General features: G+C 29.5%; 15 protein-coding genes. All 15 read right to left on the bottom strand.

Features of this window, described 5'->3' with window-relative positions:
• Positions 1–30: 30 nt before the first annotated feature.
• Positions 31–8,397: an SNF2-related protein gene (locus QO008_RS05330; protein ID WP_407653965.1), complete on the bottom strand. Its 8,367-nt coding sequence runs from the start codon at positions 8,395–8,397 to the stop codon at positions 31–33.
• A 1,262-nt stretch (positions 8,398–9,659) separates the two neighbouring features.
• Positions 9,660–9,968 (bottom strand): TnpV protein, encoded by a 309-nt coding sequence (locus QO008_RS08055; protein WP_350310033.1) that lies wholly within the window; start codon positions 9,966–9,968, stop codon positions 9,660–9,662.
• Positions 9,969–11,147: 1,179 nt separating this feature from the next.
• On the bottom strand, positions 11,148–11,378 hold the full coding sequence (locus tag QO008_RS08080) for a type III toxin-antitoxin system ToxN/AbiQ family toxin (protein WP_008901383.1): 231 nt from the start codon (positions 11,376–11,378) through the stop codon (positions 11,148–11,150).
• Positions 11,375–11,707: a type III toxin-antitoxin system ToxN/AbiQ family toxin gene (locus QO008_RS08075; RefSeq protein ID WP_008901382.1), complete on the bottom strand. Its 333-nt coding sequence runs from the start codon at positions 11,705–11,707 to the stop codon at positions 11,375–11,377. The genes QO008_RS08080 and QO008_RS08075 overlap by 4 nt, the downstream gene beginning before the upstream one ends.
• A gap of 278 nt (positions 11,708–11,985) precedes the next feature.
• On the bottom strand, positions 11,986–13,692 hold the full coding sequence (locus tag QO008_RS05320) for a DNA topoisomerase 3 (RefSeq protein WP_019117159.1): 1,707 nt from the start codon (positions 13,690–13,692) through the stop codon (positions 11,986–11,988).
• 426 nt (positions 13,693–14,118) lie between these two features.
• Positions 14,119–14,997, bottom strand: coding sequence for a CD1107 family mobile element protein (locus tag QO008_RS05315; RefSeq protein ID WP_019132978.1), 879 nt, complete (start codon positions 14,995–14,997; stop codon positions 14,119–14,121).
• A gap of 15 nt (positions 14,998–15,012) precedes the next feature.
• Complete coding sequence (locus QO008_RS05310; protein WP_307384953.1) at positions 15,013–17,367, bottom strand: leucine-rich repeat protein; 2,355 nt, start codon at positions 17,365–17,367, stop codon at positions 15,013–15,015.
• Entirely contained in the window at positions 17,364–17,621 is a 258-nt protein-coding gene (locus QO008_RS05305) for a hypothetical protein (RefSeq protein WP_004837916.1), read from the bottom strand. Before QO008_RS05305 ends, QO008_RS05310 begins: the two co-directional genes overlap by 4 nt.
• A gap of 20 nt (positions 17,622–17,641) precedes the next feature.
• Positions 17,642–20,608, bottom strand: a complete 2,967-nt coding sequence (locus QO008_RS05300) for a C40 family peptidase (RefSeq protein ID WP_019117237.1) — start codon at positions 20,606–20,608, stop codon at positions 17,642–17,644.
• Positions 20,609–20,617: 9 nt separating this feature from the next.
• Positions 20,618–21,583 carry a DNA-methyltransferase gene (locus QO008_RS05295; protein ID WP_019107261.1) on the bottom strand — a complete coding sequence of 322 codons (966 nt, stop codon included), beginning with the start codon at positions 21,581–21,583 and terminating at the stop codon, positions 20,618–20,620.
• Complete coding sequence (locus QO008_RS05290; protein ID WP_022620875.1) at positions 21,555–24,050, bottom strand: VirB4-like conjugal transfer ATPase, CD1110 family; 2,496 nt, start codon at positions 24,048–24,050, stop codon at positions 21,555–21,557. Before QO008_RS05290 ends, QO008_RS05295 begins: the two co-directional genes overlap by 29 nt.
• Entirely contained in the window at positions 24,047–24,385 is a 339-nt protein-coding gene (locus QO008_RS05285) for a PrgI family protein (RefSeq protein WP_002838958.1), read from the bottom strand. Before QO008_RS05285 ends, QO008_RS05290 begins: the two co-directional genes overlap by 4 nt.
• Complete coding sequence (locus QO008_RS05280; protein ID WP_019107263.1) at positions 24,385–24,642, bottom strand: hypothetical protein; 258 nt, start codon at positions 24,640–24,642, stop codon at positions 24,385–24,387. The genes QO008_RS05285 and QO008_RS05280 overlap by 1 nt, the downstream gene beginning before the upstream one ends.
• Before the next feature lie 17 nt (positions 24,643–24,659).
• On the bottom strand, positions 24,660–25,523 hold the full coding sequence (locus tag QO008_RS05275; protein WP_019107264.1) for a VirB6/TrbL-like conjugal transfer protein, CD1112 family: 864 nt from the start codon (positions 25,521–25,523) through the stop codon (positions 24,660–24,662).
• 1 nt (position 25,524) lies between these two features.
• On the bottom strand, positions 25,525–25,671 hold the full coding sequence (locus QO008_RS05270; RefSeq protein ID WP_000504426.1) for a Maff2 family mobile element protein: 147 nt from the start codon (positions 25,669–25,671) through the stop codon (positions 25,525–25,527).
• Positions 25,672–25,682: the final 11 nt, after the last annotated feature.

Raw genomic sequence — 25,682 nt, 5'->3', positions numbered from 1 at the left:
CTTTGTCCTCTAATAATCTCATTTAAAGTTTTATCTGCCACATGGTTCACTATTATTTATTTCTTTTATATTATTATTTACTACTAAATTTCCCTTATATTCCTTTAATTTATCCATAATAGATGTTTTTTCTTTCCTTTCAAAATCTCCTATTTCCTGCACTTTACTATCTCTAAAGTCAGCATCATTTCTATCTATTATTCCATCTAAATCCATATCTTTAGATAATGGATCATAGAAGTTGCCATCATCATCTATTTCAAGTCCCATTACTTCTCTCAGTTTTTCTTCATTTACTGATACAAGCTCACTAAAATTCCAAAAGCCAATAGATGTCTTTATCTGTACTAGCTCTTTTAAATCACTTGCATCTAAGGGATCATAGGTGTATTGAAAGCTGTCAATTAGGTTCTTATCTACATAGGTGTTCATCTTGTAATTTATTAAATCTAAACTTACTTGTATTTCATGTTTTTCATCTGGTGTAGTTGTATAAGCTATTCCTATATCTGTTAAGTCAGGAAATATAGTATCAAAGTCCTCTAACCTGTTTTCTTCATCATATTCTCTGTTAAGGAAGTCTATCAATTCTTCCTTTACTTCTTCTAGTAATGGATTATCTTGGCTTATATTTTCACTTTTTCCCATATCTAGTAAATTATTTACTTCTGCAAGTCTTAGTGTCTTATCCTTTAAAAGTTCAGCTTGTGGAAATGTCTTTTGTATTTCAATTTTGGTTGTTTGAAATTGCTCTTCTGTATCTTTTAGTTTTGAAATTGTATTTTCTAATCTTTCTGGTAATTTATCTAATACATTATCCATTCTTGTTATATTACCTATTCCATCTGTTCCAAACTCTCCTCTATATTCTCCCTTACCTTTTAATATAAAGTTATATTTATTGAAAAAAGAATCATATTTTATGGATAAATCAAAATTTCTATATTCACCTATTTTTTCTCCATCTTTATCCATTTCCCTATATATTTTAACTCCCTTAATTTTGTTCAACAAAAACTCTCCAGCTATTTTCTTATCTATATACTTCTTTCCGTCAATAATTAGAGAGGTAAATTTATTATCTTCTTTTAAATTTTTATCTACTTCTCTATAAGGCTCAACATTTTTAATATCTTCCTTTAAGTTCTCTATCCTTTCTTTTAATCTTTCTATTTCCTTTGGATAAAATTTAACTACTTTATCTTCCAGCTTGTAAAGATTTGATTTAAAATTGGACTCTAGCATTTTAAGTTTAGAAACTTCAACATCAAGGTCCATCTTCTCCTTTATTAATGGATTTCCTGTTGCAAGAGCTTTGATTTCGGCATAGTTTAATGTGGCTTCGTCTACATCTTCTGCAACTCTTACAGGAGTCTTTGACGTCATAATTTGGGAAATATATTTTTGTTTATTCTCTAAGGTTTGGAATAGGTAGGCATCAAAAGTATTTTCTGTTACATATCTAAATATATGGACTTCCTTATTCTCATTTCCCTGCCTAACAATCCTGCCTGCCCTTTGAGAAAGATCAGCAGGTCTCCATGGTATATCAAGATCGTGAATTGCAATTAGTTTGTCTTGGGCATTAGTACCTGCTCCCATTTTCTGTGTTGAACCAAGTAAGACTCTTATTTCTCCTTTTCTTACCTTATCAAAGATAGCGTCTTTTTCCATATTGTTTTTTGCCTTATGAATAAATTCTATTTCATTTTCAGGTACTCCCATATCTATAAGTTTTGTTTTAATATCATCATAGATATTAAAATCATTACTTGGTGTAGACATATCACAAAATATTAATTGAGCAGATTTTTTATCTTTATATTTATCCCAAATGCTAAATACATTTTTTATACAGGTATTCACCTTACTATTAGGATCATCAGAAAGTAAAGGATTGATTAACCTTTGGTCAAGTGCCATTTTCTTTCCGTCATTTGTAATCAAAAGCATATTATCAACACTTGCATCTACCTGCTTATCACGAACCTTATCTGCTCTCTCGGAAAAAGTTTCAAGAATTTCTTTTTGTTCTTCGGTAGGCTTTGTTTTTATAGTTTCATAATGGGCAATTGGTGTAGGAAGATTTAAAACATCAACTGTTTTAATATCCATAAATCCTTTTACAGTATTCATAAGTTCAGGAAGATTATAAAATTTTGCAAATCTGGTTTTGCTCCTATAACCATTACCCTCAGGATTTAATTCTATTGCCGTTATTGTTTCTCCAAAAGTAGACGCCCAAGAATCGAAATGTTGCAATTTCATCTTTTTTAATTCATCATACTGTAAATATCTCTGCATGGTATAAAGTTCAGCCATACTGTTGCTTACTGGTGTACCTGTGGCAAATACTAATCCTTTATTATTAGTTATTTCATCCATATAGCGGCATTTCATAAGCATATCTGATGATTTTTGTGAATCTGTAGAAGTAATTCCTGCTACATTCCTCATTTTAGAAAATAGATAGAGGTTTTTGTATGCGTGGGCTTCATCTACAAATAACTTATCTACTCCCAGTTCCTCAAAGGTTACAACGTCATCTTTCTTATAATCAGCATTTAGTTTTTCTAACTTTGTCTCTAATTTTTTCTTTGTTTTTTCTAATTGCTTTACAGTAAATCTTTGATCCCTTTCTCTCTTATATTCATCTATATAGTCAATGATTTCATCAATTTGACCTTGCAATTCATATTCTTGTCTTTCTTTTGATATAGGAATTTTTTCAAATTGACTGTGCCCTATAATAACAGCATCAAAACTTCCTGTAGCAATACGACTACAAAATCTTTTTCTTCTATCTGGTGTAAAATCTTTTTCTGTAGCACATAATACATTAGCTCCTGGATAAAGTTCATTAAATTCTCTTCCAAATTGCTCTACAATGTGGTTAGGAACAACAAACATTGACTTATTACTCATACCAAGTCTTTTTGACTCCATGGCTATACCTATCATTTCAAAGGTTTTTCCTGCTCCTACTTCATGGGCAAGTAAAGTATTTCCACCAAACAAACCTCTTGCTATGGCATCTTTTTGATGTGCTCTTAATTCTATTTCAGGATTCATTCCTTCAAAAGTAAGATTAGATCCATCATATTCCCTTTGTCTTATGGAATTGAATCTTTCGTTATAATCTTCTACTAATCTATTTCTTCTTTCCACATCATCAAATATCCAGCTTTTAAATTCTTCTTTTATCATCTCTTGCTTACTTCTTGCAAGCATTGTTTCTTTTTGATTAAGCACAGATTTTTTCTTTCCATCACTGTCTTCTACTTGGTCAAATACCTTAGTATCTCTTAAATTTAAAGTATCTTCTATCAATTTGTAGGCATTTACCCTATTTGTACCATAGGTAAAAGAAGCAAGGTCATTGTCCCTATCAGAGCTTTTTCCTTCAACTCTATATTCTCCTGTAAAGTCAGAATACTTAATATCTATATTCCACCTTGATGAAACTGGTGTTTTCAACAAATCAAACATAAATTTTTTGTAATCTTGTTCCGGTATCCATGTTGCACCCATTCTAACTGTAATCTCACTTGCATCTAGTGCTTTAGGCATTACTTCCACTAGCTTTGCTTTTTGAAAATGTAACTCTTCTAATTCTTTTTTTAAGAGTTTACTATCCTCTAGATTTTCTTCCTTTCCTAACTCTTTTTCGATGTTTTTAATATAAGAGTCTACAACTTCAATTTTATCTCTTATATTTCCTGACAAGTATTCATCAGCACTTACGTAAGGTCTTGAAAAATCTCCTAGCTCATTAGCAGACTTAAATGGATTTATATCATTAGGTTCAAAGGAATCTAAATTTAAAAATATTTCTCCCTTTAATTCTTCTATTAATTTATCTCTTGTTTTTCCTGTCAATTCTTCCATATAATCAAAATTTATTTTACCTTTTTGACTAATAGAGAGTACCAGAGCATCTATTGCCCTATCTGTATGATCTATTATTACAGCTTTTTTTATAGTTCTCTTGTTAAAGATGTCAGATTTTCCTATAAAGTTGCCTTCTTTATCTAATTTTTCCAAAGTTGAAATTAAAGAAAAATTGGCATCTTCTCTAAATAACTTTTTATTGGTTTTTGAATTTAGTCTTCCATGTTTGCTATTGAAATCATCGTAGAATTTATTTAGATTTTCTTGTTCTTTTTTTATCTCTTCATCTGAATAGTCTTCTCTTTGATAGGTTATAACTTTCCTTAGACTTTCATTTAATCTTAAATATTTTTTTACCTTATCTTTATCCTTTTGGTTTAAGGATATTCTTTGCATAATTGAATTTTCTCTAAAATATATTTCATCATCCACTAAAGCAAAAGAATAGTTTTTAACACTATCATCAGCTGGTATTGTTTCTTCTCCTAAATCATCATTTATTTGAGCTTCTTCATACCTACCTTGGATATTTTTAATGGCTTTTTTTAGTCCTTCTTCTAAAGAAATATCTTTATTTTCAATACATGCAAGGCTTGTCCCAAATCTTGACGGTATTTCTTCCATAGTCCCTATTACCATCTGAGGATTATCTACAAAGTATTTATTATATATTAGTCCTTTTGCATCTTTGTCTAGCTTTATCCAGTCTTCATCTATCTTTAATAGCCTATTTCTCTTTTTTAAAAAGATTATATCTGAAGTTACTTCTGTTCCAGCTACCCCTTTAAATGTAGTATTTGGCAGTCTTATTGCTCCTAAAAACTCTGCTCTTTCCGATATATATCTTCTAACATCTTCACTTTTTTTATCCATTGTTCCTGAAGATGTTATAAAGGCAATGATGCCGCCATCTCTAACCTTATCTAAAGTTTTAGCAAAAAAATAATCGTGAATTAGAAAGTTATTTCTTTCGTACTCACGATCTGCTACTTTAAATTCTCCAAAAGGAATATTTCCTATGGCCACATCAAATAGGTTATTAGAAAAAGAAGTTTCTTCAAAGCCTTTTATTTGGATATTGGCATTAGGGTAAAGTTCTTTGGCAATTTGTCCACTAATGCTATCTAATTCAACTCCATAAAAGTTTGACTCTTTCATTTCTTCAGGTAGATTTCCTATAAATCTCCCTGTCCCAGCACTTGGTTCTAATATATTTCCTATTTCAAATCCAAGATTAGAAAGACTTTCATAGATAGCGTCTATAACTACTTTCGGCGTATAAAAAGCTGTTAAGGTTGATTCTCTTGCCCTATTATATTCTTCCCCAGTTAGATTTTCTTTTAAAAAGTTTCTTGCATCAAGCCATTGACCTTCCTTTTCTTCATCAAATACATCAGAAAGTCCTCCCCAGCCGATATATTTTGCCAAAATTTCCTGTTCATCTTTTCTTGCACTTCTATTTTCTTTTTCTAAAGCCTTTAAGACATTTATAGCTTCAATGTTGTTTTTTAATCTCTGTGAAGGTGGTAGGATTTCTTCTTCATTAATAATTTTATAGTTTTCTAAAGAAACTTCAGAAACACCTTCTATATTCTCTCTATCAGTCCTTATTAAATCATTATTTTCTTTCCATTCCTTATATTCTTCTAACTTCTTATCAATAGTTTCTTTTCTATGAGTGGTTAATTTCAATGAATTACCATCTCCGTCAATTTTGTCAATTCCTTTGAGGTAAGAAAAAGGTAGAGTAAATTCCCTATGATTTTTTGGATTAGATGAACTATATACTAAAAATTCTTCCTTTTCATTATCAACACTTACTATAAACTGATCAGCAACAAGAGAAGATTTATTATTTATTACATCAAGGCTTTTATATAAGAGCCTTGAATTGTCTTTTTTAACTTTTTCTTCGTTATTATTGTCAATATCTTCAAAGCTAATTTGTTCTACTAATTCCTCTTTATCGATAGATTGTTTTTTACTTAATTTATCTTTTTCACTAGATTTATATTCTTCTAAATCTTCCTTTCTTACAAAGATATTAGAAACAGGTCTTTCTCTACTATATATTACTTCAGTAATACCACTCTTATCTATTGTACTTAAAGCTAATCTACCCATTCCAGCTTCATTAAATTCATTTTCTTTAATTAAATATTCCTTATTTCTAAATTGAACTGGTAATCCTAAAAGACTATAATCTTCTATTTCTAACGGAATTAATTCCTCTTTTTTTATAACTTCCAAATCAAGATCTTTGTAGTCATTAAAAAGAATTATTTCACTTCCGGTAATAAAACCATTCATTAGTCCTGTGCTATCTTCTAGTTCTATAGTTTTAGGACTTGTAGTATCGTTAATGGCAGTTATAGTGTATTCTTTTCCTTTGTATCTAACATTCATACCTTCTTTAAATGGATTTTCTTCTTGCCTTGTTCTATCATTTTCAATTTGCTGATTTAAATATCCATTTAAAAGCACTTCTCTATGTTTATCATCAAGTAAATAAGGTAAGTTACTTAATATGTCCTTATAACTTTTATATTTTATAGCTTGATTAGAATTTAAAATATACCCATTGTATCGTAAATTTTGTTTAAGAGATTTTCCCTTAACATCTAAGATTAGCTCTACCTTATACCCTTCTTTTCCATCTATAATATTTTCTGGTTTTTTTAATAATCCATCTTCTATTTTCTTTGACAGTAGTAAGTATTCTTCATCTTGAGGATCAAAATAGTATTCTCTTTTTTCTTTGATATCCTTATCTATTAACATGGAAAGAACTTGTTTCTTATCTCTTATTTCTTCAATTTTGGATTTTTCTTCTTGCGATAAATTTATATTAAAAGTGATTTTATTTTCTTCATTTATATGTGCTAAATTTTGATATGCTCCATTGATTTCAAGATTTTTATTAAAAACATATATATCATTATAATAATCTGGAAATTGCTGATTAAAGCTTTGAACATCTATATCATAGCCTTCCTCAAATTTTGTAACTTTATCATCAGTAATTTCAAATAAACCTTCCCTTTCCAATTCTAATACATCATTTAAATTTGTAAGATTTGCTTCTTTCATTTTGGCAGTAATTTCATCAAACAAACTGTCTATTTTTTTGCTATCTTCAAAAGATTTCCCTTTATATAAAGTATAGATCTTTCCTTGTGAGTTTTCCTTTCTTGGATAAACTCTAATTCCTGTTTCTTCTAATTCTATATCCTTTGTTTTATATTTATCTACTAAAGCATAATAAAATCCTACTTTTACTGCTATTTTATCTTCTACAATCTCTTTTGTTAATTTTTCTTCTACTTCATTTCTTAATACTTCTAAAGCTTTTAAATCGCTTTCTTTAAAGGAATGTGAGAATAGTTTTAAGTCCTTATCAAAATAGGCATCATATGAATAATATATTATTTGATTATGGTTATTATCATATCCACTGGAAATATCTTTTATTTTTAAATATTTATTATCCTCTGTTCTAACTATATCTCCCACTTTTATAGAGAGTATCTCCTTATCATCTTCTATATTGTTTTCATGTGAATTATTTAAATATTCTCTATATCTATTTTCTATTCTAATAGCTAATTCTTTAACCTTATCTATTGCCTTCATATCATCCGGAAGATTTCCCTGTTTATCGGCAACTTCTCTCATGATTTTTACATATTCTCTTTGGAATACAGAGTTAAAACTTGCTAAGGTATTATTTCCTAAGTTTTCTCTTGCCTTTATAATTTCATTTTCTAAAACTTTATCCTTAACTAATACATCAAAAATTCTATCTTCAATTTGATTTATTGAAATTATTTTTTCATCTATCTTATTTCCTTCTATAGTTTGATTAAGTTCTATCTGACTTTTTCCTATTTGTTCATAAAGAAATTCAAAGTCTCTTTGGTTGATCTCATTTCCATCACCTATGTCTATCTTATAGTGATCAACTATTTTCCCATCTACTATATGGTTAAAATAGAATTTGGAATACCCCTCCCACTTATCAGTCATCTGCCCATATTCATCTTCTCCTAAGGTCTTATTATGAAGTCTTATCTTTTCATCTATTTCCCTTATTTCATCTAATAGTTCTTTAGTCAGCCTTTGTCCTGCATAATCTTTTTCTATTAGACTTGAACCCTCATTAAACTCAATTATCCAATAATCATCTTTTCTATGGCTATCTAAATCAAAACCTATATTCTCTTTATTTTTATTAGGATAAAATTCCTTAAATTCTTCAAAACCATTTACTATATCATCATCTATAACTTCTTTGTTAGAATTAACTACAATATTTGGAATATCATCATATCGACTTTGACTTTCTAAAAGGTAATATTCTCTTCCTTCTATTTCTTCCTTTTCTTTAATATAAAAAGTGTCATGTATTCCCTCAAGAATAATTCCATCGTCTAACTGGTCTAATGGTATATCTAATTGTTTTTCAAAGGCTATGGAATATATTTCTTCTTTTAAAAAGTTTGGCATAAATTCATCATAAATGATAAGTTTTCCATCATCACCTATACTTGCTACAGACTGTCCTTGATAATAATATATAGAACTATTATTTGTTCTTTCTATATATACATCATTATCAGTTGGAGGCAAATCATCTTGATAATTTATATACTCCTGGCTTTCTTTTTCTGTTTTATTTATTTCCTGATCTGTTTTTTTCTTCCTATTTTCTTCAAAACTTTCTTCATCTATATATCTATTCTTTTTAATAAGGTCATTAATTCTTCTTGCAACATTAGACCAAGATAGTAGTATTTCTTTTGCATTACCTTTATTATATTTTATTCCCTTCGCATCGTGCCACTCACCACTTTCTCTTGCAGCAGATAGTGCATGAGAACTTCCACCTACGCCATATTCATTTTTCAAGAAATCTGCTTGTTCTTTTAAATCATGCTTTTCAGTAAAAAATTCATATATTCTTTTCTTTCCATCAGAAAACCCGCTTCCTCTTTTTAGGCTTTCATCTATTTCATCTTGTGTTATAAAACTCTGAATAGGTGCAATATCCTTTAAATTTGACCTATATAATTTTCTTTCTATTTCTAAATCATTGATATCATTATAGATTTTAGATAATTTATAATGATGAAATCTTAAAATATCAGGATTAATCTTATATTCTTCTAAAAATACCTCGTATTCTTTTCTGAGTTTATTTATAAAATTTTTATCTTCAAGTTTTTTCCCGAGATTTTCTTTTTCATCTGGGAAGCCTCTTCCTTTTATATCATTAAGAATCGCTAAATATCTATCCTTAGTTTCATCAGTAAGATCTCTCTTTAAATACAATAATTTTTCTGCTATTTTTTCTCTTTCATATGTCGCACTTTCTACAATCTCAACATTGCTAGCAAATTCTCCTCTATCTAATAAATTATTAATATTATTAGCTAAATCTTTCCAAGAAACTATTTGCCCTTCTCTATATCTTGCCTCATCTCCATCTTTAAAAATTGCTCCTTCCTTTCCAAACCATGCAGATATCTTTCTTCCTTCAATTTCAAGACCATTGGCTCCCCTATATATTTCTTTCAAAAAGTTTGCCTGTTCTTCTAAAGATTTACCCTTAGAAAATTCTGCTATTACTGCTAATCTTCCATCTTCATGATTTCCTCCATGTATTAAAAATGTATCTATTTCTCTTTGACTTATTGGATTTGAGAAGGATATTTGCTCTCCATGATTTTTAGCAGAAAAAAAGGAAGTAGACTCTACTTCCTCATTTTTTAGATTAGGATTATCTCCCTTTCCCCTATTTCTTGTAGGGTCATATCCATGTTCTTCTTCAATCTCAGATATTTCAGATAGTCCTCTTCTTTCAGTTCTTCTGTCAGACCCCAAGTTTCCATCATTTTGACTTCTTCCCTCGTGATAAAGTCCTCTATCTCTTTTTCCTTTGATAGAAGATGATCCATCAATGTCCCTTGCAAATACATTATCTGATAATCCTCTTCTTTGTTCTCCTTGAGAAAGTTCAATCTCATCCTTCCCCATCTGTTGAGTTTCTTTAAATCTATTTCCTTGGGAATTGCCATATTGGGTATTAGGACTTCCATGCCTTCCTCCAATTCTTCCATCTTGTATGTCCCTCCCTGTCTCTCGAAGGAATTCTCCTTGACGATTGGTGTGTAAATCCCCTCCTCCATGAGGTATTCCTTGCCTGCCAATGTTAATTTCTCTTTCATCTTCCAAGCCTCCTTTAAAATTTATTTCACCGTTTATATCAGAACTTAATTTATTATAACGCTCCTTAAGCTCTTTTGTCTGCTCCAAATCTTTTCTTTCTTGAATTTTCTCTAAAATTTCTAATCTTTTTATTTCACTTCCCAAATCAAGTAAGATATTTTTACTTATATTAGCACTTATACTTAATACTTTGTCTATGTCCGAACTTGATATTTTAGACAGTAAAGATAAGTTTTCTTCTTTTAGCTGATATGAGACCTCCATTCTCTCGCTTATAGAAATTTTTACGGATTCTTTTAACAAATTAAAAAGGTCTACCTTTTGAATGCTTTTTAAACTTTCATCAGATAGACTTTCTAAAATTTTATTGAATTTTCCTCTAACATTACTTTCTACTAAGGCAGCAATTTTATCTTCTTGGCTTAATAGAAGCTTACTATCTTTTTCTTTAAACTTATCTATCATTTCATCTAGTAAGTTTAAATGCTTTTTGCTATCATATTTCCATAACTTTACCTCAGAAATATTATGATTAATACTTACTGTTTGCCTTATGTCGAAGATATATTTTATCCTTCCACTATCTATATCTAAAAGTGGTATTCCTTTTTCGCCTCTTTTAACGCTTCTACCTATACTTTTCCAATAATCAAATTCTGCACAGGCTGTTGCTTTTGGATCCATATTGTATATAGATATTTGATGTATATATGGATACTTATAGTTATTGCCTGATACCTTTAAATATTCCTCATATTTTTTTATATCTTTCTTAAATTCTTCTTTTGCAAGATAGATTGTTCTACTTAAATCTACTATATCATATCTTGGCATTTTATCCCTCCTCATTATAGTGATAAAAATGAACTAAATTTTTATATATTTATTTATTAAACTTTATTTCTTTCTATTTTTTAAATTTCTGTAAGCAAAAGATAACTTTAAAATGTCATTTACGCTATCTTTTTATTGCAATAAAAAAACGATTGGAATTTTTTACTTTTCTAATCGCTTTAACTGCCTTTATTCTATTGCTTCCAATCCAACATTGCTTTTTCTAACTTTGAAAAATTGCAATTTGCTCTTCTTATAATTCCTGTTTTCTTTTGATTTTTGTATATTTTTTCTACCTTTATCAAGACCTTTGTTTTTATTTTTAAACAAAAAGCGTATTCTTTTTGAAATAAGTCTTTATATCTAATATCCTCAAGTTCGTTAAAATCAATTCTTTCATAACAATCAGTCGGTACAGGAATCATTTTCTTAATATCCAATATAGATAATATGTGCATTTTTTTCTATCAGAATAATATTTGTAGATATCTCCATCTATAGTAATACTATTATCGATCACTTCATAAATCAAAAAATGCTCATCAGAAACATTCTTCCATTTTTTATGTTTTTCCTTTGCAGAAGAAATTGGAATAAAATAATTATAATTTTCTATACCAACAATAATTCCAACAAATGGTTTTATACTGTTTCTATACGATGGGTTGTAATAAACTTCTGAATCTACTTTATTTAGATATTCAAGGTAATCAGAGTTTACAGTATAAAATCCATATTTTATAACTTCTACCATTATTTTCTCCTAAAAAAACAGAGAGGTTTAATCCTCTCTGCTTGCTTTAATGCTTCACCTTTGGGATATAGGTAGTGAGACACCTTCTTTAATGCTCCACCTTTAACGGTAGTGGGACACCATCTTTATCTGATAAGAGTATAACATATATTCATAGTAATATCAAATAAGTAAATTTCCTAATGCCTACTCTTTTATCACTTATATTATACCCTATTTCTTTCATAAATCACTCCTTTCTTCATTCCTATAACCGTATTCAATTTTTTATAATCAATTTACTTATAATATTTACCTATAGTATTTTTTATTTCTTCTTCAATTTCTTTTAAAAAATTCTCTTTATTTTCCTTACCCTTTGCTATATCACTTAATCTCATTTCCCATTTTGCTGTTGTCTTTGGAGATTTAAACTCATCTATAACTATAGTAACTAGGTTTAATCCCTTCCTAGTTGATATTAGGTTTTTCTTTTCTCTTTTTATATAACCTTTGTATATCAAATTTTCTATTATTCCCGCTCTTGTAGCAGGAGTACCAAGTCCTTTTCTTTCAATTTCAACATCCTTAACTAATTCATCATTTCCAGCTATTTCCATTGCTTTTAAGAGTGTGTCTTCAGTGAAGTGTTTAGGTGGATTTGTATACTTCTCTTTTATATCTTTATTTTCAATATATAAAAAATCTCCTATTTTTACATCAGGAAGTTGTATATCTTCTTTCTTCTTTGATGTATATTCTTCTAAATATTTTGTAAACCCTTCTTCTGCAATTATTTTATAAGTGTTTATAAATTCAAACCCGTCAAATTCAGCCACTATCTTTGTTGTATTTTCTACAAGTGGATATCCAAAACTTGCATAGAGTTTATTTGTTATAAGTCTATATACTTTGGCTTCGCTTTCCGGGAGATTTGAAATATCCTTATTTAATGAACTTATCGTTGGAATTATTGCATGATGATCTGTAACTTTTTCAGAATTAAAAACTACCTTAATTCTTTCTGTGTCAAAATCATTTTTTCCTATAATATTATTTACAGTGCTTTCTATCATGTCTACTGTCAAATATCTTGAATCTGTTCGTGGATAGGTAATATACTTCTTTTCATACAGGCTTTGGGCATAATCTAGGGTTTGTTTTGCACTGTATCCAAAATACTTATTACATTCTCTTTGAAGTGTTGTTAGGTCAAAGGGCAGATTAGGCTTTGTAATCTTTTCTTTTTTAATTACATCGGTTATTTCAATTTTTTCTCCGATTAAATTTTTAAGCTGCTCTGCCACTATCTTGTCATCAATTCTATCTGTCGAAAGTGTAAATCCATTCATGGAAATCTCCACTGTATAATATTTTTCTTTTTTAAAACTATTTATCTCATCATCTCTATTCACAATCATTGATAAAGTTGGTGTTTGTACTCTGCCTACACTATAATTTTCATTATATAGACAGGAGTAAAGTCTACTTATGTTCATTCCAACAAGCCAATCAGCTATGGCACGAGCCTTAGCTGAATCAAAAAGATTATCATAATTACTTCCATCTTTTAAGTTGCTAAATCCTTCTTTTATGGAAGAGTCTTCCATTGAGGAAATCCAAAGACGTTTCATTTTCTTCTTACAATTTGCCATCATATATACAAGTCTAAAGATAGCTTCTCCTTCTCTACCAGCATCACAAGCATTAATAATGGTGTCAACTTCATTACTATTCATTAGTCTTTTAAGAATATTAAACTGTTTTTTAGTTGTCTTCGTTACCTCATACTTGTATTCTTTTGGGATAATAGGTAAATCTTCAATTCTCCACTTCTTATATCTTTCATCATACACATCAGGATTTGCCATTTGTACTAAATGCCCAACACACCATGAAACAATGTATCCATTCCCCTCATAATATCCATTATTTCTATTTTTTGCTCCTATAACTTTTGCTATTGATGCTGCAACACTTGGTTTTTCTGCGATTACTAATTTCATTTTTCCTCCTTTAATTTTTTAATAAAAAAATGAGAGATTAAATTTTCAATCCCTCATCTTTTTATAGCTCTACCGATTTTTTATTTTTTCTATAATATTTATTCCATTATCTATTACATCTTCAAACTTTATGTCTCTAGCATAAAGATTTTTCTTCGAATAAGAATTCCATCCGTATAAAAAAGCTTGATCCGTTTTTAGCATTCTCATTAAACTTATGATTTTATCTATATCAAATTCTTAATTATACAATCAATCATTTCAACTTAGCTTTACTTATATATTAAGTTTGTGCTGTCGTTTTGTTCATCGTTTTTTATTAAAGTTCCAGAATTCTAATTGTACTTTTCTATCGTATGTTTATAAATTTACACGATAATTAATTTTATTGTTGTCCTTAATCTACTGCTTAAATCATTGAGAAGATTAAAATTCATCTTCATCTGGAATAATTTCTGTATCTTCCTTATCTTCAAGATCATAATCCTCCCCTTCAGATTCATAATCATCTTCTAATTCATTATAATCTTGCTCATCTTCAAAACTTGCTTCTTCATTTTTTTTATAGATTTTGAAGTAATATCCTGCACCCATTACACCAACAATAATTAAACCCATAAATAAATAAAGTCCTATCCCTGATTTCTTTTCTTCTTTCTCCTCTTTCTTCGGTTTTTCCTCCACCGGTTCTTCTTTTTTCACTACTTCTTCTTTTGGCTTTACTTCACTTTCTCCTTCAATCATATTTAGTAGATCTTGTTCTCCAACTTCTGTTAGTAATTGTACATTTTCTTGATTTTCCGAATGATCTACAATGAGGTGCATAGTTTTTCCACTCTTTGTTTGAAAGGTTAAAAATTGTCTAACATCTATTGGATTTTCCTTTTTTTCATCTCTTGATGTTTGATCTTCTACTTTCGGTGTAATATCCTGTCCATTTTTATCTACATTTTCTATAACTGTTCCTCTTGCCTTATTTTCTTTTGTAGCTAATGGATTAATTGCTTTAGTATTGCCACCTTTAACAAGTTTAGATGGCTTTTCTTTTTTATCTACTTGCTCATTTTTTATGTTATTTTCTTGTATTTTCGGCACTTCCTGATAAGGAATTTTTTGACTCTCATTAGATGGTTCATATACATCTTCATCAAATAAGCTTTCTAATTCTTTACTTTTTTCTGGCAAATAAATATCATTTGACTGATTTTTTATTTCATTTTCATTGCTCTTAGCTATGGATATGCTTGGCATACTGAATAGTAAAAGGAGTAGCACTAAGGCTACCCCTAATCTTTTTTTCTTCATAATTCTCTCCTTTTCTTACTTTATATTCTTGAAGACATAAACTGCCTTTCTGCTATTATCCCATTCTATACTTTGATCTTTTTCATCTCTTATATCCCCACAGCTTGCATTAAAAGCTTTAGCTATATTGGAAATAGATGCGTGAATTCTTCCATTTATAATTACAGGTTTAGTGTCAGAATGATAAATGTTTCCTTGACTATCTTTCATAACACCAGTATCTATATTTAATCTTAGAGTTTTTTTAGGTAAGGCTGTATTTTCTTTATTTGAAAAGATAGCCTCTCTCTTACTATCATCATATTCTACATTAAACCCAAGAGTATAAGCTGCATATCTAACAGGTAGCATAATGCGATTATCCTTAATATATGCTTTTACATCCATATACACAGTAGTTTTCTTTCCATCTTTTATAATGTTATAAAAGTTTTTGTCTACTTGGAAAACTGCAAATTCTTTTTCATCTTTAACTTGTTTTTTGCCTTGTTGGTTTTCTTGCTCTTTCATTTTGTTAAGATCAAATTGATTTAGGATATTCTTGTCATCAGCTTTCAAAAGTTCGTCCAACTTTTTATCTTGAGATTTCTTGTCTTCTTTCTTCTCTTTATTTTCTTTTTGGAGTTTTAGAATTTCATCTAATTTCTTGGATAAGTCTTGGTTTAAATTTTTGTCTTTTTCATCTTTAGCTTGTTTCTCAAGTTCTTCTTTTGCTTTTTTATTTGCTTCCTCGATTAACTTCTTTGCTTCTTCAATTTTCTTATCTAACTCTTCTTTTAGCTTTTTAATTTCTTCTTCAGAAGCTTTTTGTTTTTCTTCTAACCCTTTAATCTTCTCTTCTAATTCTTTTTTTGTATTTTCAGAAGATTCTTTTAAACTATCAATAGCCTTTTGAAGCTCTTCAATTTTCTTACAACATTCTGACTTAGAATTTTCTGTTTCTTTCTTTTTAGACTCGAGGTCTTTTATCTTAGTATCTTTTTCATCAAGAGCTTTTTCTAAGTCCTTAATTTTATTATCTTTATCCTCAATTTCTTTAGTCTTCTTTGCTAGTTCTCCTTCTAAAGACTCGAGCTTTTCTTGCATTTCTTTGATTTTATTTTCGTTTTTATCGGTCTTTTCTTTCTCAGCTTCTAACTCCCATTTTGTAGATGAATAATCTTCTTTTAGTTTTGCATTTTCATCTTGTAATCTTTTTAATTCATCTTTAAGCTGAGTAATTTCTGCTATTAGTTCATGATTATTGGAGTTTTTAAGATTCTCAATTTCTTTATTCAATTGAGTAATCTTATTGTCTTTATCTCTAATCTCTTCTTCTAACTTAGACTTTTCTTGTTTTAGTTTCTCTCCATTATCTTTGCAAGATTCTAACTTTTCCTTTAACTCATCTATCTTTGATTGATCTTCTTGTTTCTTATCATTTAAGTCTTTGATCTGATTTTCTAAGTCCTTAATGTTTTTAGTTAAATCATCAATCTTATTGTCCTTTTCATCAATATCTTGTCCTGTCAAATCAGTTTGAGTATCAATGGAATATTTATTTGGATTGTATATAGTCATCTTTCCTTGATACATATCATTGTTATAATCAAATTCAAGTTCTACACTATCTACGTTCTTATCAAAGACAAACTCTCCATTTTCAAACCTTAATCCATTAGGAATAGATTTGAATCCTTGATTTCCGTTGAAACCAAAATGATTTTCGTAAAATGGATTTTGTTTTGGTCTATATTCAACATCTTGATTATGGAATACTCCTTTACTGTTAATGTTTGGATTGCCTAAAACTTTTATAGTGTGCAATTTATTTCTTGAAAAAGCGTATTGTTCAATTGTCTTTACAGACTTCGGTATAGTTATTTCTTGAAGGTTATTTCTTTCAAAAGCATTATGTTCAATATTTACCAAAGTATCAGGTAAAGTCACTTCTCTAAGTCCACAATTAAAAAATGCTAAACCACCAAGATAAGTTAGCCTATTTGATAGTTTTACCTCGTCTATACTTGCATCGTAAAAGGCAGCATAGCCTAAATGCTTAACAGAATCAGGAATAATTACTTTATCCCAATGTTTGCCACGTCCAAATTCTCTTTTATATCTAAGTTCATCGTTTAAATGACTTAAAGAATAATTTCCATTTATAGATTTTGTTCCTTCAGGAAATACTAGAACATTTGTCTTTTCTTTCTTTTCTAAGCCCTTATCACTAAAGGCAATTATATTTCCCTCAGAGGAATACATAAAATCATCTTCCGTCCACTCTACCTTATAATCTGTACTTGCATATACAGGACTTACAGCCACTATATTCACTAGACTTACAAGTAGCATTATCACAGCTAAAATTCCACTTGTTATTTTTTTCATAAATTTTCCTCACTTTCATTTGTATCTTTTCTTTTAAGTTCTTGTCTTTCTCTATTTTCTTCTTCCTTATTTTTTCTAACAATAAATAAAAATTCATCAAGAGATATTTTTTGACTTCGAAATTCCTTGATGACCTCTAAATTTTCTATTTCTTCTTGTTCCTCTACTAATAACTGAAGTTCTATTTCAATTTCTTCTTTTTTCTTTCTTAAATTCTTCTGTTTTTCTATGTTTCTGATTAATTTTTTATTCATAGATTTTTACTCCTTCCCCCTTATTTTGGTCTACCAAAGGAATAAAAGTGATTTTTCCAATATCTTGAGTTTATACTGGTATATTGGATAGGATCTCCTGCATGGAGCATCATTCCATTTCCGGCATATATCCCTACGTGAGAAATTGGCGTACCGGAATTATATGTGCCTTTAAAGAAAATAATATCCCCAGGTTTTGCCTCGCTTGGAGATATTGGATTACAATAGTTTTTATAAATAAGCCAAGCTGTAGTTCTTGGCATTCTCTTTACACCAGACTTTGTAAATGACCAACATACAAAACCTGAACAGTCAAAGTTAGATGGTCCACTTGCTCCAAACACATATCTTTTACCTATATGTTTTTCTGCTTCATTAAATAAGGCTTTGGCAGTTTCAGAATCAAAAGCAAGACCGGGATTTCCAAAGTTTGGATTGTCTATAATCTCTCCCAAGTTCCCATAGCTTGATCCAAAATATCCACTCATATTTCCCTGACTATCAAGTAATGCTAAATAATGAGCCATATTTGTTTCATAGTTTGCAAATTCTTCTCTTGCTATTTCATCAATACTTTTCTTTTTTATAGTTAATGTTAGAATTCTATAGGTGTATGGATTTCCTTCACTGTCATATTTTGTAATAGACTTTGAAGTATATTTTTTCTCATACATTTGATTAAATAGCTTTTTTAATTCCTTTTGTATCTCTTCAGCTGACTTAATCTCTCCATATCTTGCTGTTAAATAGCTAAAAAGCTCGTGTAGGTCATGACCAACAGAATCTCCTTTTATATGATATTCATCATAATTTGGATAATTTTCTTTAATACTATCTATTTCATCTTGTAAGGCATATTCATAACTTGTAAATTCATTGTTAATATCCATTAAAACTTCTTCTTTTGATAGATAGCTTGTAGCTATAACATTACTTGTTAATCCTGAAGTAAGACTGCCAACATTGCTAATTCCTTGAAATAGCATAAAAAAAAGTCCTAAAATACAAAGGGCAATTAAAATTTGCTTATATCCTTTGTTTTTTAAAGCTTCCAATGTTTTCTTTCCAATATTAGCGAAAGATTTCTTTACTCTATTTACTAAACCTTCCCCGTGTTTCTTCCTAAAATCTCTCTGAAACTTCTTTTTCATAAAAAATCGATTCAGTTTATTAGAGTTTTGATAAGCTTTAGTCTTCTTCAATTCTTCAAAATTTCTTTGAAATAGAAGTTTACTTTCTTTCTTATAAATTTTTCCTTCTAAAGATTTTATTTTTCTTTGAGTTTTTAAAGGTTTTTTTCTTCTAAAATGGCTAATTTCTCTACCTACAACTTCGGTAGTTCTACTAAGCTTATAAGCAGCGTTAACACCTGCATTATCATCTTTCCCACTATATAGATAGTTTGCCGTCATAGCACTCGCAAAAGTAATAGGTTTTTCTAAACCCGCTTTTTTTGACTTTTTCTTATACTTAATTAACTCTTTTTCTTTTTTATTCTTTTTCTCATATAGTTTTGATATTTTATCTTCCTTTTTATAAAACTTATCTTTTTCACTTTTGTTATCTTTTTTAGAATGGAATTTAGTTTTATTTTTTGTATCTACCTTATTTTCTTCAGATACATTTTTAGAATCCTGTACTTCTTTTTTTGTCCTGGTGTATTCTTTCTTTGGATCAAAGTTGCTTTTCTTTATAGTATTATCAAAAGCGTCTTTTATTTGTCTTTTCTTTCCCTTGTTTTTATTAGAAATTCCACTATGATTTAAATCAAGTTCATCTACTTCAAGATTCTCATTTTTTATTACGTTTTTTTCCTGTTTGAAGATTTCTTTTTTCGTGCCTATTTTTTCTTGATTCTTTTTATTTATATTATATTTATCTTTATTTTTTTCAGATTCACTTTTGAATCCTTCAGATAGGCTATCCTGTCTAAATTTCCCACTAGAAACCTTACCCATTAGCATATCTTTTTCTTCTAAATTTCTAACTTTGCCTTTGAAATATTTGCTATTTTGTTTTTTATTAGTATTCAGGTCTTGAATTATTTTTTTATCTTCTTCATTTGCCTTATATGATAGATATTTTCTTCTAAACTTCCCATTTAAAGATTTTAATTCTACTTTTTCCCCTTTATCCTTAAACTGACTTTGAGATTGATAAAGTTTTTTAAAGGTGTTTTTTTGAAAGCTTTCTTTCCCTTTCTCACCAAGAATAGAATAACCATCCCAATTTTTTCTTTGCACATCAGAAGATGGTAAATACTTATAGTCATCTCTTGTGTCCCTATATGATACATTGCTATCACTAAAGTTCATGTCATAGCGATCTATGACACCATCATTATCTGAGTCCTGCGATAAGGGATCATATGTTGAACTTACCTCTATATTAAAATCCTTATCTTCTTCTTTTCTAAATCTCCTTATTTTTTTCTCTTGCACTCCATTAAAACTTTCACTCTCAACGTTTTTCTTCCATTTTAAATTACTATTCCCCTTGTAATTTTTTTGGGGAGAAGTGCTACTTTTTAAATTAGAGCTAGTTGAATTTGGTCTATCATTAAAATCTTCTTTAAAGTTACTTAGCCTGTATTCTGTTTCTTGCCCGTAATATTCACCATATCTACTTTCCTCATTTTCTTCCATTTTTCTATGCTGCTGTTGCGAATATTCTGGCTGATATTCATTATGATAGGAGGCTTCTGCAAATTTTTCCTCATGGTTTTTTCTTTGTCTTCTTCCTCTATTTGACTTATCTTTTTCGTTGAGTAAATCCTGACTATTTTCTTGCAAATGAGATGAATAATACTTAGAGTTTTCATCATTATTGTCTATGTTATTCCTGCTTTTTACTTTATTAATTTCTTTTTTTGAAAAATCTGATTTTCTCTCTGTACTACTGAATTTTTCATTGCTTTCTTCTTTCTTTTCTGATATAAGTTTGGTCTTTGGTACATCTCTTGGGTTTACTTTCCCTTTCTTTTTCATATATACCTCCTATTTCATATTTTTCTCTATCCTTTCTTTAGCTATTTGACAGTAGTCTTTGTTTATGTCAATTCCAATATATTCTCTGTCCATCCTAATAGCTACCATTCCAACAGTTCCTGAACCCATAAAGGGATCAAGAATTAAGCCTTTTTTAGGACATCCTGCTTTTATACAAAGTTCTACCAGTTTTGGTGGAAATACCGCATAGTGTTTTCCTTTAAACGCACTGGTGTTAATAGTCCAAATATCTCTATTGTTTCTAAACTTAGGGACATTATCTCCTATATATTCTCCATACTCTCTTGCTTCATTTATGCTCTGTCTTTTAGCTCCTGTGCCTTCTTGTAAATACTTATTATCTTTTCCTCTTGCCCTCATATATCTTTTCTTGCTTATTTCTTTTATTGGTTCTTTCATAGCGTCAAAGTTATAGAAATACTTTCTTGCTTTTGATAGTAGGAAGATATGTTCATAAGACCTTGATGGTCTATCCCTACAAGACTCAGGCATGGCATTTTCCTTATGCCAAATAATATCGCTTCTTAAATACCAACCATCCTCTCTTAATTTTAAAGCTAGTTGCCAAGGTATCCCCATTAAGTCTTTTGCCTTGTAGCCACTGAGTTTTTCTGTAATAGACTCTTTTTGACCACTTCTTCCTTCTATGTTTTTAGGATCTTTATATTTTTTTTTGCTTCTTGTACCTGCATAAGAATCTCCAATAACTACCCAAAGTGTTCCTTCTTTTTTTAATACTCTTTTTACTTCTCTAAAGACTTTAATTAATTTATTTAAATATTCCTCCGGACTTTCTTCTCTTCCAATTTGTCCTTCTGCTTTATAATCTCTAAGTCCATAATATGGAGGAGATGTAATACAGCAATCAAATATTTTATCTGGAAATTCCTTTAGAGCAGAAATTGCATCTAAATTAATAATATAGTTAGTTTTTAACTTCTCTCTGTCTATCAATTTCTATCCCTTCCTTTAATTCTTCTGGTTTAGTTGTCATTAACTTATACAATTTTGTATCTTTAGGAAATCTATCTACAAAAGGTACTATTGTGTTTCCATAGAATAGTAATCCCTCTCCCTCATTGGAATTTGTTACGTAGGATAACTGATAAAGAGATATATTTAACTTGTTAGCTAAAATTTCCCTATCACCACTAGCTTGATTAAGCATTAAGATAAAATCTGTATTATCAAATATATTTTCTATTTCGGGACTGGCTAAAAGGTCCTTTACATTTTGTGTTAATCCTGTTGGAATCCCGCCCCATTTTCTAAATCTCTTCCAAATTTCTATGGAATATGAGGCTGTTTGTTCTTCTCTTAAAAGCAAATGGAATTCGTCACAGTAATATCTGGTTTCCTTCTTATTTCTATTAATAGTTACTCTATTCCACACTTGATCTTGAACAATTAACATACCTATTTTTCTAAGTTGCTTTCCTAATTCCTTAATGTCATAACAAAGAATTCTATTTCCTGTATCTACATTAGTCCTATGGTTAAATACATTGAGGCTGCCTTTGACATAAATTTCCATTTCTACCGCTAATTTTTTCCCTACATTTTCTTCTTGTTTTAAAAGTAAATTATATAAATCTTCTAAAATTGGCATATTTTCAGAAATTGGATTGTCGAAGTAATCCTTATATAATATTGGAAGACATCTATCAATTACTGAAGTTTCTTCTGCACTTAACCCTTCCTTTCCTACTACAAGTTCAAACAGTGAAAGAATAAAGTCAGACTTTAAAGATAAGGGATTGTCTTCATCGGCATAGTCTACATTTATATCCAACGGGTTTATATAATCCTTACTTGTTGGCGATATTTTTATAACTTCTCCACCTAGTGCCTTAGTTAAATTTCCATACTCCCCTTCCGGATCACAGATAATGATGTCATCTTGTGTGATTAAAAAAGCATTGGTAATTTCTCTTTTAGCTGAAAAAGATTTACCGCTACCCGGTGTTCCAAGTATTAAACCGTTTGGATTCTTTAAAAGCTTTCTATCTGTCATAATGATATTACGACTTAAAGCATTTAATCCGTAATATAAGCTCTCTCCTTCTAAGCACAACTCTTCTGTTGTAAAAGGAATAAAGACTGCTGTAGAGCTGGTTGTAAGTCCTCTTTTTATTTCTATTTCATTTTTTCCAAGTGGCAGGGAAGAAATTAGTCCTTGTTCCTGTCTATAGTTAAGATTTTTCAATACACAATTATGCCTACCTGCTATTGAATTTAGTTGAAAGATTATATTACTCAATTTCTTTCTACTTTTTTCCATATTTGTAAACAAAATAGTTATGACAAACATTCTCTCATTATGATTTTGAAGTTCTACTAATAGTTTCTTAGCATCATTACCGTAGGTAATTAAATCGCTTGGAAGAATATCAATGTCATATCCTGATCTTATAGCCTTCTTATTTTCTTCAATTTTCATTTTATCCAAGTCTGTTATTTTTCTTTTAATCATCTTTATAGCTTCTGTTTGATCAATGGAATTTATATGAAATGTTACAATCATATTTTCTTCAACTCCTAAAAATTCTGATAATAATCTATCTGATAATTCAGGTGCTAGAATTTGTAGAAAGTTTACTTCTCCAAAGTATTCTCCAATTTTAAATTGATTGTTAGATGAAAAGTTAAATGATGCTGGTACTATATAATCCTTAGTAGATAGTCCACTATATTTTAGGTCTTCAAATGAAAAAACAAAATTCTTATTTGGATTTAAGATATCGTGAATAACCTTTAACCTTTCATATCCACTTAATACATAAGCTTTTACTCCCATCTGCTTAAAGTTATTTAATATATCCATTTCCATTCTTTCAAGTCTTGTAGTTGCCTCTTTTAAATCTTGTGCTTGTAAGCTAAAGGTGATATACATATATTTAGTAAGTCCATTATTTCCTTTTTGACTCTGATTTTTTAGCATTTCCCTGTACTCTTTTCGTATTTCATTATATGAATCGTTTCTATCCGGAACATTGATGTTTTTTTCTACTTCTTCATTTTTTCCTATGCGATTAATATATGAAAGTTCTATATCAACACTTGGATCAAAATAGTTTAAAAAACTTGAAAATTCATTAAATATACTTTCCTTATCTTCTTCTGTTGAAAGCTGGTAGTTAATATCTAAAAAACGTATCATTTTATTAAATTTGTTCTTCTCAACTTGGCAAATCCCATTTCTCAACATTCTTAAATAAGGGATTGTTTCCTGAACACTCTTTTTCTTCTTCCCACCAAAAAAGGAAAGCTTCTTTTTGGGCTTTCCTTTTTCTTTAGAAATATTTGCTTTTTTCATCTTTTTTTGACTTATACTAATGCTTTTTAAATCTTCTTTTTGTTTTTTTAAATTTCTTTTTTCTTGATTTAATTTTTTCTGTTGTTTTTTCTGTATTTGATTCATTTACTCCTTTCCTTTCTTTGTTTCTTTATATCATAAATACATTCTGTCTTGTATATCCTTATACTTGTCTGTCTTTTCTTATCTATAATATACTTTAAATATTTTTCAAAATAGATCCCGTCCTTTTCATAAAGAGTTGCAAATATTATAGGAAAAGACACACCTATCATGATTAACATAGATAGGTCATTAGGCAGCACTTTTTTTACCATTAAATATACTGGAAAGCCTATTAGACCTGCAATTGTAAAGCCAATTAATTGTCTTTTTGTTAGATTTAGAGCTACCTTTGTTTTTACTTTTGTTAAGTCCTTTGGGACATTTACATAAGCCATTATTCTAAACCCTCTAAGTAAAAGCCATATATATCTTCTCTGTTCAGATCTTCTAATGATTTTCCCATATTCACTGCTATTTCTAATACTTTTTCATTCGTTTCTTCTCTATTATCTAAAACTTCCGATGTTTTTCTTATAATCATTCTATTTTGTATTTCTCTTGTAATATATCCCCCTATTAAAAGTATTGGGAGTCCTATTGTTCCAAGTGTTTTTAAATTAATTTTTTTGTCCTTTTTTCTTCTAATTTTCATCATCTTCTCCTTTTTTATTAATGAGCATTTAAAATTGATTTTGCAATACTTCCTGATTTCATCATAGTTATCCCAAGTATTAATGTGTATCCTAGTAATTCAAAAATACTTTTGTGTATGTCTGATATATTTAAAGTCTTAACAAGTACGGCATAAATTCCTACGCATATAAGTAAGAATAAACCTTGCAAGCCAAGTGCGAAGAGCCCTCTTATATAGTTTGTTCCAATACTTCCCCATTCTTTATTACCCATTGTGGCAAAAGGTATGGCGCAAACTGAAGTATAAATATATATTTCTATCATCCTGCCGTATAGAATAACTGTAATGAGTATTGATATCCCTTGAATTATCATCTTTACAATTGATGTCTCTAGTACTATAGTCATTAATTTTCCTATTGACTCTCCTTTTAGGCTATCTACCATATTAGCTATATCACCCGGAGAAACTTTTGCACTAGCATTTGCCACACCTGCTGCCTTTCCTATTAAATTCTGTGCCACATCAAATACTGCCATAGAAAAGTCAAAAGCATGAGATACAAGCCATACTGCTATCCACATTTTTATCATATATTTAAAAAAACCAAAGGTATCTGTGTCATGCATATTATTTTTGTTCATTACCATTTGAATTAATTCAATACATAGTACAGCCGTTATGATAAGACCTGCTATGGGAAGTATAACATTTTCTGAAATAGACTTTATGAAGTGGAAAACCTCCGAGTTCCATCCACTCGGAGTCTTTCCTACCTCATTTGCTATCGTTGATACTTTGTCATTTATATCAAGGAGCATTCCGCTTAAATTTTCCTTGATCATATCAATAAGTATCTCCGAAAAAAACTCTTTGATCTTATCTACTATATTAAACATTTTATTTTAACACGTTTGCTAATAGCGGTATTAGTTTTAAACCTATGAGTACAATTCCCCCTCCAGCCATAAGCTGCTTAATGCCTTGAGATTTAGCACCAGATAGTGATAGGTAATCCTTTGATGTTATCTCCGGATTTTCCCCCACTTCACACCGTG

It is taken from the genome of Aedoeadaptatus ivorii (assembly GCF_030815095.1).
Taxonomy (GTDB): domain Bacteria; phylum Bacillota; class Clostridia; order Tissierellales; family Peptoniphilaceae; genus Aedoeadaptatus; species Aedoeadaptatus ivorii.
The sequence above is the reverse complement of the archived record's forward strand: the minus strand, read 5'-3'. Positions and strand labels throughout refer to the sequence as shown.

Coding starts and splice junctions, on each gene's coding strand:
- QO008_RS05320 (WP_019117159.1), bottom strand. CDS start 13,692: ATGAAATTAGTAATCGCAGAAAAACCAAGTGTTGCAGCATCAATAGCA.
- QO008_RS05310 (WP_307384953.1), bottom strand. CDS start 17,367: ATGAAAAAAATAACAAGTGGAATTTTAGCTGTGATAATGCTACTTGTA.
- QO008_RS05280 (WP_019107263.1), bottom strand. CDS start 24,642: ATGAAAATTAGAAGAAAAAAGGACAAAAAAATTAATTTAAAAACACTT.
- QO008_RS08075 (WP_008901382.1), bottom strand. CDS start 11,707: ATGGTAGAAGTTATAAAATATGGATTTTATACTGTAAACTCTGATTAC.
- QO008_RS05275 (WP_019107264.1), bottom strand. CDS start 25,523: ATGTTTAATATAGTAGATAAGATCAAAGAGTTTTTTTCGGAGATACTT.
- QO008_RS05305 (WP_004837916.1), bottom strand. CDS start 17,621: ATGAATAAAAAATTAATCAGAAACATAGAAAAACAGAAGAATTTAAGA.
- QO008_RS05315 (WP_019132978.1), bottom strand. CDS start 14,997: ATGAAGAAAAAAAGATTAGGGGTAGCCTTAGTGCTACTCCTTTTACTA.
- QO008_RS08080 (WP_008901383.1), bottom strand. CDS start 11,378: ATGATTCCTGTACCGACTGATTGTTATGAAAGAATTGATTTTAACGAA.
- QO008_RS08055 (WP_350310033.1), bottom strand. CDS start 9,968: ATGGCAATTCCCAAGGAAATAGATTTAAAGAAACTCAACAGATGGGGA.
- QO008_RS05290 (WP_022620875.1), bottom strand. CDS start 24,050: ATGAATCAAATACAGAAAAAACAACAGAAAAAATTAAATCAAGAAAAA.
- QO008_RS05330 (WP_407653965.1), bottom strand. CDS start 8,397: ATGCCAAACTTTTTAAAAGAAGAAATATATTCCATAGCCTTTGAAAAA.
- QO008_RS05285 (WP_002838958.1), bottom strand. CDS start 24,385: ATGGCTTATGTAAATGTCCCAAAGGACTTAACAAAAGTAAAAACAAAG.
- QO008_RS05300 (WP_019117237.1), bottom strand. CDS start 20,608: ATGAAAAAGAAAGGGAAAGTAAACCCAAGAGATGTACCAAAGACCAAA.